Below are 10,065 nucleotides of genomic sequence, written 5' to 3' on the forward strand. Positions count from 1 at the left end.
TTTCGGGCCAACTCGCAGGCTGATCGTAATTCGGCCAGCCGAATACGACAAGGGGTTGCGAAATTTGTGCCATATTCATCCAAACGAATTCGGACACAGACTCCCGACAGCGACCGGAAGGGAAAAGAAGCCTTATACACGCAGGAGCCGAACAACTACAGGACTTTAACAGCGAGGGTTACGGGCCTAGCAGCGGCCTTGCCGATCTGATCGGCCAGTCTGGTCGGCCTGTTTGTCACACCTCCGGCCTAGTATCAGCACGGTGTCAAACTCATGCGCTGCGACCAGGGGAGGCGTGCTGATGGTGGGCGAGGTCGACGAACCCGTAGCGGTATCTCGGCGGATCGAGGCTCCGGCGGGCGACATCTTCCGGATCCTGACAAACCCCACGAGGCACCTCGACCTGGATGGTTCCGGGATGTTGCGAGGGGCTGTCTCCGATGGAGTGATCTCGAACGTCGGGGATGTCTTCGTTATGAAGATGCACTACTGGCAGCACGGTGACTACGAGATGAATAACCACGTCGTGGAGTACGAACCAAACCGGCGCATCGGTTGGGAGCCGAAACCGGGGCGCAGCCATCCGGACGCATCCTCCACCGAGCGCCGGTGGGGGCATCGGTGGATCTTTGACCTGGCTCCCCAAGGCGACGAGGCGACGATCGTGACGGAGATCTTCGACAGTTCCCGTCTGCCTGAGAACAAGCGCACCGAGGTGCACAACGGTCGTATCTGGTGGATCGAAAGCATGACGAAAACATTGGAGCGGCTCGACGAGCTGTGCTCCGGCGGTCGCGCGGAGCAGAGCGGTAACGTCCCGAGCTGAAGGAGGGCTGGGTTACGGGGGCTGGAAGTTCAGTCTGGTCAGCCACGACGCCGATCTGTACAAGGAGCGCAACAGCGTGGAGCGTTGCATCAACAAGATGAAAGACTGGCGGGGCCTCGCAACTCGCTACGACAAGACCTCCGCCAGTTACCTCGCCGGACTCTACCTGCGTGGTTTCCTCATCTGGATCCGCAGCCTCCAGCCCACCGGGTGATCTCTAGCTGACCTGAGATCGGCCCCAACTTCGCTCCACAGGATCCCGGTTGCGACCGACAAAGTGACGTAGCTCGATCAGCGGAGATGGTGTTAGGCTCCGAATGAGCCCCGTATGGGCCTACGCATGGAGGTAGCGGCTACTCAGCCATTACAGAGGTCGGCACGTTCCGTCTCTCGCAGCTCGTCAATCCCTGTCTGGGATTGCTGCGCCCATCTTCACTGCGTAAGCATGCGGGGTATTTCTGTGTCGATTTCCGGTGGCGTGGCCCTTCTTCGTGAGCAATCGACACGGAAAGGCAGTACATGAGCAAGGAACAGGCCGAGACCTGGGAAGCGTCGGCCGATACGTGGGCGGGCTTCGACGTCAATGACTTCCAGCGTCAGGTCATCGACGAGTTTCGGGCGAACAGCGGAAAGATGAGCGGCATGTTCGAGGGCTGGACATTGGCCGTGCTGACGACCGTCGGAGCCAAGAGCGGCCTACGCCGGGAGAGTATGCTGGGGTACCTCGAATTCGACGGAAAAGGGATCGTCGTCGCGTCCGCGAATGGCGCCGACAAGCACCCCGCGTGGTACCACAACATCCGCAAGAACCCGATCGTGACGGTCGAGACGGGTACAGACACCTACCAGGCGATCGCCGCCATCCCGCCGGCCCAGGAGCGTGACAAGCTCTTCGACCGCGTGATCACCGAGGCACCGGGGTACGCCGACCACCAGGCCAAGACGACCCGGGAGATCCCGGTCGTGGTACTGCATCGGATCGGCCCCAGGCCCGGCGAGGAGCGGGTCAAGGGCATGGGCGACTGGATCGTTGAGGTGCACGACTGGCTGCGCAAGGAGCTCGAGACGCTCCGCGCCCAGGCGGATCAGGTGGTCGAGGGTGGCGCCGACACTATCGAGCGGACTCGGCCGGACCTCGCCCAGCAGATGCGCGCCCACTGCCTCAACTTCTGCGGGGCGCTGAAGAAGCATCACGGCGGCGAAGACATGGCCATGTTCCCAATGCTGGCCAAGCAGTTCCCCGCACTTGCTCCGGCGCTGGCGCAGCTCGGCGAGGAGCACAAGATGGTGGCGCGGCTGCAGGAGGACATCCAGCAGCTCGTCGACAGCTTCGTACCCGGCGAAACCGACCCCGTGCAGCTGCGCGCCGACCTGGAGCGGCTGGCGAGCCAGCTGGAGGCCCACTTCAGATACGAAGAGGAGACGATCGTGACGGCGCTCAACGCCACAGCCCTGGCTCCCAACTTCGGCTGATCATCCACCAGCGTCCCCGGGCCGATCCCTTCCTCGGCCGGGGGACGCCGCGGCCCGGGAATTCCGGTTCCGTCCTCCCTCGATAGCAGGCATTGAGTTGTCTTCGAGCGGGGGTTGCCCAACCGCGAAGAGGAGCGAAATCCGAAAATCGAGATCTCAACCAGGAACAGGCCCTAGCCGCAACCCGCCGCCCCATAGCCCCACTCCCGATTGAAGTGTTCCCGAGAAGGATGACGATGCCCGACCGCCGAAGCGATCGGGCATCTCTGTTCGCCACCTGGCGGGGCAGTCGATGCTGATCGAGTCAGGCGAGCTCTCCGGTCCTCGTGCCCTGGAGGAACGCGCGCCATTGGGTGGGGGTGAAGACAAGGGCGGGGCCATCGGGATTCTTGCTGTCACGGACCGCGACGATGCCGGGCAGGTTGGAGGCCACCTCTACGCATGTTCCGCCGTCGCCACTAGACCAGGAGGACTTACGCCATTCCGCCTTACTCAGGTCCATTGCGCCATCACTTCCTTGATGATGCCGAGCGATAGATTCTGTGGGAAGGCCGCAGCCCGTAGGGCGTCATAGCGCCCTACCAGGGCCGTTATGGTCTCACGGTCTCCCACGGTGAGGCCGCGCGGTGCGCTCTCGACATACACGCTATACGGTGCCCCACGTAGCTCGGCAATAGTGAAAGACGCCTGGAGGCCGACCGCGGACCACGCGGCATAGGGGACGACTTGGATCGTCACTCGTGGATGGCCGGCCACATCCAGGAGCCGCCCCAACTGCTCCCGCATCGTATCCGCTTCACCCATGGGCCGATGGAGCACACCTTCGTCTATGAGGCTCCAGATAATGGGAGCCTTCTCTCTTGCCAGGATGCCCTGACGCTGCATCCGGTTGGCGACGCGCTGTTCTACCAACTCGGGCGTGATCCCCGGCTCGTCCTCGAAGATTCGCCTGGCATATGACTCGGTCTGGAACAGTCCGGGAACCAGGAGAGGATCCCAGATTTGCAGCGCGGAGGCTTGCGTCTCCAGCTCCATGAAATTTCGGAAGTGCTCGGGAGCCGACTCCCATCTCGTCTCCTTCCAGAGCTCGCGGAAGACGCCGTCGAGTTTGAACGCTTTGTCGCAGGCGTCGGCGAACCTTCGGTCGGGCCGGCGCCGGAGCGTCTCCAGCATGCCTACCGTGCTGACCGACACGGTGAGCATGCGTGCCAGTTTCAGCTGGGTCCAGCCGGATTGAAGCCGCCGCTCGCGTAGCTCATAGGCGAAGCGGGCCTGGGGGGATTCGTCCGGGTTGATCTGGATCGGGTTAGGCATGTCCTTCTTCTCCTATGGTCTCACACCGTCTCACTAATCTGGCCAAGATCTCACCTGCATTGTGGTGAGACCGTGAGGCTGTTTCTCTTTTTAAACTACCGCCTCACCTGCACGCTTGGAAGGGCAATTTCCCGACAAGTGAGGGGTATCGCGATGCCGATCACAACTGAACAAGATTCGGCGCCCCGGATATCACGAATAGGCGAGGATTCAGGAGGCTTTCCAATGAAAGCGCACAATGGACAGGAAGAGCAATTCATTCATCTTGTCCGGTTGGCGTGGGATCTGCACAAGCGGGGCCTGGACGCCGCGGTCGATCTGCCGAGCCGGAAGGAGCCGGTTCTGCTGGTCACCCGGCCGTCGGGTCCGCTCAGGGTCATGGCTCTGGTGCGGAACGGCACGTGGTTCTTCACCTGGGGCCGGGGCCGCGATCAGCGGGTACGCGCGCTCGCGGGCGAGGCGGCCGAGCGGCTGTGGGAGGTGGCGCAGTGAGGACGGCGGGGCTGCTCGGCTCCATCGACCTCCCGGGTACGCCGGCCTCGGCCTCGTCGGCGCGCGCGTACGTCCGGGAGCTGCTGGGCGCGGCGGGGTGGCGGGAGGTGGACGAGGTGGAGCTACTGGTGAGCGAGCTGTTCGCCAACGCCGCGCGGCATTCGGACTCCGGACGCTGGAAGTCCGGGGTGGTGAGGGTGGTGGTGGCCCACACCGGTCACGCGTTGCGGGTCGAGGTGATCGACGAGGGGTCCTCCGATCACGCGCCGCGTGTTCAGCGGGCGAACGCCGACGGAGAGGGCGGGCGGGGACTGTGGCTGGTCGACCAGATCGCCTCGTCGTGGGGGGTGCGAGAAGACCAAGCGGGACGCGCGGTGTGGTTCGAGATCGCGACCGTGAGTTCCGTCGCCGGGCGTACCGGCGTCGCTCGCCCAGAGCGTGCGTAAGGAAAGGTTCATCCGGCTTCTTTGGCCGGCAGGTGCGGGACGGCCCTCAGAGGCTCGCGGCGATGCCGTCGAGTAGGCGGTCAAGGCCGTACGCGAACCGCTCGTCCGGGTCGGCGTACGCGCCTTCGGGCGTGGTTCGCCAAACGGTGCCGTCCGCCGGTCCTGCCGAAGGCGTCTCCCCTCAGGCACAAACCACCCCGAACGCGTTCAGCGTTTCGCGGCGAGGACGATCTCGTTGGCGACGGCGTCGCGGTTGGCCTCGTCCAGGAGGTAGAAATGGCCGCCGGGGAACACCCGCATCCGCGCCCCCGCGTCCGTCCTCGCCTCCCAGGGCAGCAGATCCTCCACCTTCACGAGCTCGTCACGGTCCCCGCCCAGCACGGTCAGCGGTACCGAGAGCCGCCCGGTGAGGTTCTGCCGCACCAGCCGGGCCGCCAGGGCGAGGTCGGAACGCAGAAGGCCGAGCACGTACTCGCGCCAGAACGGATTCTCCAGGATCTCGGCCGGGGTTCCCCCGCCCTGCTCGATGATGGCGAGCAGGGTCTCGTCGTCGTACTCCGCGGCCTGCTGGACCTTGGTCCCACCCGGCGGGTGCGCGCTCAGGACGAGCCTGGCGCGCAGCCCGGGGTCGGCGAGGGCGACGGCGACCGCGACCGCCACGCCCATGCTGTGGGCGAAGAAGACCGTGGGACGTACCGGCAGCCGCGCCAGTTCCTCCATGATCCCGTTCACCACCACCGCGGGATTCGCGGGCGTCTCGGCGAAGCCCTCGCTGAAGCGGCGTTCCCTGCCCGGCAGCGTGACGCCGAGGACGTCGTACTCCTGGGGCAGGCCGGCCAGCAGCGGCGACAGGACGTTGGGCCCCGCCCCGCCATGGGGGAAGATGACGACGCGCCCCTCGGGCTCTCCCTTGGCGGCCCGCATGTAGGCCGTCCATGCTCCCGACTTCGCGCGTCGCGCGTGCTCTCTTACGATCATCTCTACGCGTGCTCTCTTACGGTCGTTTCTAGGCGTCGGCCACGGCGGGGATGACCCGCTTGCCGATGATCTCCACCTGCCGCACCGGGTCCGGGCCGGACACGATGCCCATCGCGGTCCGCACGCCGAGCTCGCCGAGCCCGCGCAGCATCCCGGCCAGCTCGCCGGCCTTGGCGCCTTCGTCGCCGACGTCGAACGGGAAGATGACCGTCTTCTCGATCGCGTCGTAGTCGCGGCCCTCGGCCTCGCAGTGCCCGCGCAGCACGTCCAGCTTGGCGGGCAGGTCGGGACCCGGGTAGAGGTTGCAGGCGTCGGCGTAGCGCGCCACCAGGCGCAGGGTCTTCTTCTCGCCGCCACCGCCGATCATGATGGGCGGGTGGGGACGGGTGATGCTCTGCGGCAGGTTCAGCGGCCGTTCGAGCCGGTAGTGCGCCCCATCGAAGGGACGCTCGTCGCCCTGCTCGCCGTCCCACATGCGAAGGCAGATCTGGACCGTCTCCTCAAGCCTTTCGAAGCGCTCGGCGAGGGAGGGGTACGGGATGCCGAGCCCGCGGGCCTCGTCCTCGTCCCAGCCGACGCCGATGCCGAGCATGGCCCGCCCGCCGGACAGGACGTCCAGGGACGTCACCGTCTTGGCGAGCACGCCCGGCTCACGGAAGTGGACGCCCGCCATCACCGGGGCGAGCAGGCAGCGCCGCGTGTGGGCGGCGAGCAGGGCGAGCGTCGTGAAGCACTCCAGTTGCGGCGCCTCCGGGCCGCCCGCGTGCGGGCCCTGCCAGACATGGTCGCCGACGCCGATCAGCGAGAACCCGGTGTCATCGGCGGTCTGTGCGATTTCTACCAGCGTGTTCGCAATCCGGGTGGTTCCGCCCTCCCAGGCGAAATCCCCGATCACCAAGCCAACCTTCACGCCAGCCTCCCATCGGCTGTCGATACCACTGCCTGTCACCCCCGGAGCCGTACGGCTCCGGGGCTGGTCACCGCGGCGGGCGGCCCGTCGCGAACCTCAATGGTCGCCTCCGGGAATCCGGGGGGACATCTTTCAGGTTGCGCGGGCTCTACGCCGCCTTGTAGCGCAGCACGCAGACCCCGGAGTCGAACGTCCGGGTCTCCACGAGCTTGAGGCCGACGCGCTCCTTGAGGCCGGCGAACAGCGGCCTGCCCTCGCCGAGCACGACGGGGTGCACCCAGATGCGGTACTCGTCGATCAATCCGTGCCGCATCAGGGTCTGCGCGAACTCGGCGCTGCCGTAGATCAGCATGTGGCCGCCGGGCCGCTCCTTCAGCTTCGCGACCTCTCCGGCGGCGTCCCTGGCGATCCTGGAGTTGTTCCAGCCGGTCTTCTCCAGCGTGCGGGAGAAGACGACCTTCTCGACGCCGTTCATCTTGTCGGCGAACGCACCGGTCTGCTCCGGCCAGTACCCGATGAACACCTCGTAGGTCCTGCGGCCGAGCAGCAGGGTGTCGACCCCGGCGATCTGCTCGTCCGCGTACCTCTCCATGCCGCTGTCGAAGACGCCGATGTTCCAGTCCAGCTCCCCGCCGGGGCCCTCGACGAAGCCGTCGAGCGTCACGAACTGCGCGAGGATGACCTTCCTCATGGAGCCTCCAGGTGATCGCCGATCGTCGGACGTAGGGACCGTCAGTGCACGTCCGCGGGCACCCGGGCGCTGAGCAGGACGGGCAGGCTGCGGTGGCCGTTCATGATGAACGTCGGCAGCGGCTGCAGCCCGTCGGCCGGGACCGCGAGGGTCAGCTCGGGGAAGCGCTCGAACAGCGTCGACAGGCCGATCGCCCCGATCAGCCGGGCGATCCCCGCGCCGAGGCAGTAGTGCGGGCCGTAGCCGAAGGACAGGTGCTCCTTGTCGGCGCGGGTGATGTCGAAGCTGCCCGCGTTCTCGCCGTGGAGCTCCGGGTCGCGTCCCACCGCGCTGTAGTTGACGAGAATCGGGTCGCCCTTGGGGATGGTGACGCCGTCCAGCTCGATGTCCTCGGCGGCGAAGCGCAGCGGCAGGCTGGCGAGGGGCGCCTGCACCCGCAGGGTCTCCTCCATGACGCTGTCCCACGAAAGCCGGCCGGAGGTGACCAGCTCGCGCTGCTCGGGGTGGGTGAGCAGGCCGGTGGTCGCGTTGTCGAGGAAGTTGATCGTGGTCTCGGAGCCCGCGCCCAGGATCGCGAAGATCGTGTCGGTGAGCTCGTCCTCGCTGAGGCGGGAGCCGTCCTCGTCGCGGGCGGCGATCAGGTCGGTGGTGATGTCCTCACCGGGGTTGGCGCGCTTGCCCGCGATGAACGCGGCCATCGCGTCCCGCCAGCCGGCGAGGATCGAGCCGGCCTGCTCGGGGCTGACGGTGGTGTCGACCATCATGTCGATGACCACGGCCGTCTTGGCGAGGGCGGTCTCGTCCATGCCGATCAGCTCGGCGACCAGCCGCGCGGGCAGCGGGAAGCAGAAGCGCTCGCGCAGGTCCACCACCTGGCCGGGCTCGGTGGCGGCGAGCCCGTCGAGGAGCTGGTTGGTCAGCTCCACGATGCGCGGCCTGATCGCCTCGACGCGGCGCGGGGTGAACGCCTTGCCGATCAGCCTCCGAAGGCGCATGTGGTCCTTGCCGAAGGAGGTCGAGATGTTGTCCATGGCGACCCAGCTGATGAGCTCCCAGTCGGGCGGGATCTCGCCGTTGCGGAACGCCGGCCAGTGGTTGCGGGCGCTCTTGGTCACCCGGGGGTCGGTCAGCAGTTGCCTGATGACGGCGTGGCTGCTGATGTACCACACGAGGACACCGCCGGGAAGCTCGACCTGGGTGGCGGGACCCTGCGCCCGCAGCCTGTCGGCCTCGCCGTGGATGTCCTTGCCGGTGATGTCGAGGGCGACTGGGCAGCGTTGTTCCATGAGTGTCTCCAAGATCGGCGCTGGCCCGCACGCCAGCGAGTACAGGCGGACGATCGGACCGGGCCTCCCCGGGAACGCCGGCGAGGCCCGGGAGGCGGGTTATTCGGGCAGCCGGATCGACAGCGAGTGCCGGAACTGGTTGCGGGGGTCGTACTTCTTCTTGACCTGCTGGAGCCGCGGGTAGTTGTCCTTGTAGTACAAGGTGTGCCAGGGCACCCCCGAGGTGTTCAGCACGGGGTCGGCGAGGTCGGCGTCGGGATAGTTGATGTACGCGCCGTCGCTGTACTCGTCAGGGCCCGGGACGCCGCCGCTCCCGGCGTACACGTCGGCGAACAGCTGCCGCATCAGCGCCAGGTTGGTGTCGTCCTGGGCCGGGCTCGCCCAGGCGCCGAGGAAGGCGGCCTTGAGGATGGAGTCGCGCTGCGCGGTCGCCGTGGCATCGGAGGGGACGGTGTTCACCTGGCCGCCGTAGCCGACGAGCAGGAGCTGGGTCGGGTTGTGCACCTCGGCGGTGAGGTGCCGGTGGATCTCGGCGATCTGGCCGTCGGTGTACCCCTTGCGAAGGTACGCGGCCTTGATCTTGAACCGGCGCACACCCGGGTTGCCCGGGTCGCCGTAGCCGGGGTAGGCCGCCGCGTACAGCCACGGCTGGACCTCCTGGAACCGGAACGACGGCTCGACCCCGATCGCCTCGGCGCACTCGTCGAGGAAGGCCGTCATGAGGTCCTCCGCGCCGGGCGTGCCCTCGTCGATGAGGGCGCCGACCATCATCCCGGGCGGGGTGTCGGCGTGGGTGGCGTGGAAGTAGGGGAACAGGCGGGCCTGCGGTGTGCCGGCCGCGCTGTTGTTCTCGCACCAGGTGAAGAAGTTGCGCATCAGCTTGGTGAAGGCCTGTTTGTCCATGGAGTTCCACGACCACATGGCGATGCCGCTGCGCGTCGCGGAAGGCGCCTTCGGGAGCAGCTCGGCCGGGTCGGAGGAGACCGCGTCGGGGCTGCGCATCCAGTAGCGGGTCACGACGCCGAAGTTGCCGCCACCGCCGCCGGTGTGCGCCCACCACAGGTCGCGGTGCGGGTCGCGCGGCTCGCGGGTGGCCACGATCGCGCGCGCCTCCCCGTCCTCGCCGACGACCACGACCTCCACCGCGTACAGGTAGTCGACGACCGCGCCGAGGCTGCGCGACAGCGGGCCGAACCCGCCGCCCGCGAAGTGCCCGCCCACGCCGACGTCGGGGCACATGCCGGCGGGGATGGTCACCCCCCAGCCCTTGAACAGCACGCGGAAGACGTGGCTCAGCATCGCGCCGGACTCGATGGCGAAGGCCCGCATCGAGCTGTCGTAATAGACGTCCTGCATCTCCGAGATGTCGAGAAGGATCTTGACCTCGGGGTTGGCGACGAAGTCCTCCAGGCCGTGCCCGCCGCTCCGCACCGCGAGCCGCCGCCCGGTGGCCACCGCCTCGTTGACCGTGTCGACGACCTGCTGGGTCGAGGTGACCACGCGCACGAAGTCGGGGCTGCCGACGAACCGGTGGTTGGTGCCCCGCAGCATGCTCTGGTAGCGGGGGTCGTCCGGGGTGATGGTCGACGACCCGGACGCCGCGTGACGCCTCTCGCCGGTCTCGCCGGCGAGACCGGCGCCGGTCGGGT

General features: G+C 67.2%; 11 protein-coding genes and 1 pseudogene. 5 read left to right on the top strand and 7 right to left on the bottom strand.

Going from position 1 to position 10,065, the window contains the following annotated elements; all coding sequences use genetic code 11:
* Positions 1–295: 295 nt before the first annotated feature.
* The 3 genes and pseudogenes from AB0O34_RS09165 (at position 296) to AB0O34_RS09175 (ending at position 2,299) form a co-directional block, all read left to right on the top strand.
* Positions 296–826: an SRPBCC domain-containing protein gene (locus AB0O34_RS09165; RefSeq protein ID WP_363914340.1), complete on the top strand. Its 531-nt coding sequence runs from the start codon at positions 296–298 to the stop codon at positions 824–826.
* Between the two features lie 55 nt (positions 827–881).
* Positions 882–1,040 (top strand): annotated as a pseudogene (locus tag AB0O34_RS09170) (IS5/IS1182 family transposase); the annotation flags it as partial.
* A gap of 305 nt (positions 1,041–1,345) precedes the next feature.
* Positions 1,346–2,299 carry a nitroreductase/quinone reductase family protein gene (locus tag AB0O34_RS09175; protein ID WP_363914342.1) on the top strand — a complete coding sequence of 318 codons (954 nt, stop codon included), beginning with the start codon at positions 1,346–1,348 and terminating at the stop codon, positions 2,297–2,299.
* Positions 2,300–2,603: 304 nt separating this feature from the next.
* Here the strand turns inward: AB0O34_RS09175 and AB0O34_RS09180 are convergent, their stop codons facing one another.
* Both AB0O34_RS09180 and AB0O34_RS09185 read right to left on the bottom strand, forming a co-directional pair.
* Complete coding sequence (locus tag AB0O34_RS09180; protein ID WP_363914344.1) at positions 2,604–2,801, bottom strand: DUF397 domain-containing protein; 198 nt, start codon at positions 2,799–2,801, stop codon at positions 2,604–2,606.
* On the bottom strand, positions 2,792–3,613 hold the full coding sequence (locus AB0O34_RS09185) for a helix-turn-helix transcriptional regulator (RefSeq protein ID WP_363914346.1): 822 nt from the start codon (positions 3,611–3,613) through the stop codon (positions 2,792–2,794). Before AB0O34_RS09185 ends, AB0O34_RS09180 begins: the two co-directional genes overlap by 10 nt.
* A gap of 225 nt (positions 3,614–3,838) precedes the next feature.
* Between AB0O34_RS09185 and AB0O34_RS09190 the strand changes: the two genes are divergently transcribed.
* Together AB0O34_RS09190 and AB0O34_RS09195 are read left to right on the top strand one after the other, a co-directional pair.
* Positions 3,839–4,105: a hypothetical protein gene (locus AB0O34_RS09190; RefSeq protein ID WP_363914348.1), complete on the top strand. Its 267-nt coding sequence runs from the start codon at positions 3,839–3,841 to the stop codon at positions 4,103–4,105.
* Positions 4,102–4,551: an ATP-binding protein gene (locus AB0O34_RS09195; RefSeq protein ID WP_363914350.1), complete on the top strand. Its 450-nt coding sequence runs from the start codon at positions 4,102–4,104 to the stop codon at positions 4,549–4,551. Before AB0O34_RS09190 ends, AB0O34_RS09195 begins: the two co-directional genes overlap by 4 nt.
* 207 nt (positions 4,552–4,758) lie before the next feature.
* Here AB0O34_RS09195 and AB0O34_RS09200 read toward each other — a convergent pair whose 3' ends face one another.
* From AB0O34_RS09200 to AB0O34_RS09220, 5 genes are all read right to left on the bottom strand, one after another.
* Positions 4,759–5,475 carry an alpha/beta fold hydrolase gene (locus tag AB0O34_RS09200; protein ID WP_363914352.1) on the bottom strand — a complete coding sequence of 239 codons (717 nt, stop codon included), beginning with the start codon at positions 5,473–5,475 and terminating at the stop codon, positions 4,759–4,761.
* 82 nt (positions 5,476–5,557) lie between these two features.
* Positions 5,558–6,424, bottom strand: a complete 867-nt coding sequence (locus AB0O34_RS09205) for an LLM class F420-dependent oxidoreductase (RefSeq protein ID WP_363914354.1) — start codon at positions 6,422–6,424, stop codon at positions 5,558–5,560.
* Between the two features lie 163 nt (positions 6,425–6,587).
* Complete coding sequence (locus AB0O34_RS09210; RefSeq protein ID WP_363914356.1) at positions 6,588–7,130, bottom strand: dihydrofolate reductase family protein; 543 nt, start codon at positions 7,128–7,130, stop codon at positions 6,588–6,590.
* Between the two features lie 41 nt (positions 7,131–7,171).
* Positions 7,172–8,416, bottom strand: a complete 1,245-nt coding sequence (locus AB0O34_RS09215; RefSeq protein ID WP_363914358.1) for a cytochrome P450 — start codon at positions 8,414–8,416, stop codon at positions 7,172–7,174.
* A 99-nt stretch (positions 8,417–8,515) separates the two neighbouring features.
* On the bottom strand, positions 8,516–10,065 hold a 1,550-nt coding region (locus AB0O34_RS09220), incomplete at its 5' end, for a BBE domain-containing protein (protein WP_363914360.1).

Source organism: Sphaerisporangium sp. NPDC088356, from assembly GCF_040685555.1.
Taxonomy (GTDB): Bacteria; Actinomycetota; Actinomycetes; order Streptosporangiales; family Streptosporangiaceae; genus Sphaerisporangium.

What these genes read in the sequence shown, in the direction of transcription:
- AB0O34_RS09175 (WP_363914342.1), top strand. Translation starts at nt 1,346, where the DNA reads ATGAGCAAGGAACAGGCCGAGACCTGGGAAGCGTCGGCCGATACGTGG.
- AB0O34_RS09180 (WP_363914344.1), bottom strand. Translation starts at nt 2,801, where the DNA reads ATGGACCTGAGTAAGGCGGAATGGCGTAAGTCCTCCTGGTCTAGTGGC.
- AB0O34_RS09200 (WP_363914352.1), bottom strand. Translation starts at nt 5,475, where the DNA reads ATGCGGGCCGCCAAGGGAGAGCCCGAGGGGCGCGTCGTCATCTTCCCC.
- AB0O34_RS09210 (WP_363914356.1), bottom strand. Translation starts at nt 7,130, where the DNA reads ATGAGGAAGGTCATCCTCGCGCAGTTCGTGACGCTCGACGGCTTCGTC.
- AB0O34_RS09190 (WP_363914348.1), top strand. Translation starts at nt 3,839, where the DNA reads ATGAAAGCGCACAATGGACAGGAAGAGCAATTCATTCATCTTGTCCGG.
- AB0O34_RS09185 (WP_363914346.1), bottom strand. Translation starts at nt 3,613, where the DNA reads ATGCCTAACCCGATCCAGATCAACCCGGACGAATCCCCCCAGGCCCGC.
- AB0O34_RS09215 (WP_363914358.1), bottom strand. Translation starts at nt 8,416, where the DNA reads ATGGAACAACGCTGCCCAGTCGCCCTCGACATCACCGGCAAGGACATC.